The sequence below is a fragment of the Roseateles sp. P5_E8 genome (assembly GCF_054177665.1).
The window spans coordinates 1-639 of record NZ_JBGCUM010000145.1 but is presented as its reverse complement, the minus strand read 5'-3'; the positions used below and the strand labels follow the sequence as shown (position 1 = coordinate 639).

Below are 639 nucleotides of genomic sequence, written 5' to 3'. Positions count from 1 at the left end.
GCTGCCGACGCTGCAGGCCGGGCTGCCGGCGTCGGTGAAGGTCGACGTGCTGGCCGACCGCACGAACGGCATCCGCGCATCGGTCGAACACGTCGAGATGGAGCTGATCCTCGCGGTCGTGCTGGTCGTGCTGGTGATCTTCGCGTTCCTCGGCTCGTTGCGCGCCACGGTCATCGCGAGCATCGCGGTGCCGATCTCGCTGATCGGCACCTTCGGGTTGATGTACCTGCTCGGCTATTCGCTGAACAACCTCTCACTGATGGCGCTGACGATCGCGACCGGGTTTGTGGTCGACGACGCGATTGTCATGATTGAGAACATCGCGCGCTACATCGAGGCGGGCGAGCCGGCGTTCAAGGCCGCGTTGAAGGGCGCGACGCAGATCGGCTTCACGATCATCTCGCTGACGGTTTCGCTGATCGCGGTGCTGATCCCGCTGCTGTTCATGAGCGATGTGGTCGGCCGGCTGTTCCGCGAGTTCGCGGTCACGCTGGCGATCACGATCCTGATCTCGGCGGTGGTCTCGCTCACCTTGGTGCCGATGATGTCGGCGCGTTGGCTGAAGGCAGACCACGACCGGGCCGAAGCGAAGAAGGCGCGGCAAGGCGGCCCGGGCCGTGTGCAGCGCTTCTACTCCGG

The 639-nt window shown here is 65.3% G+C and carries 1 protein-coding gene; it reads left to right on the top strand.

The features are described 5' to 3' along the window. Nucleotides 1–639, top strand: a 639-nt coding sequence (locus ACXRVZ_RS27685; RefSeq protein ID WP_458233142.1) for an efflux RND transporter permease subunit, incomplete at both ends; no start/stop codon positions are given.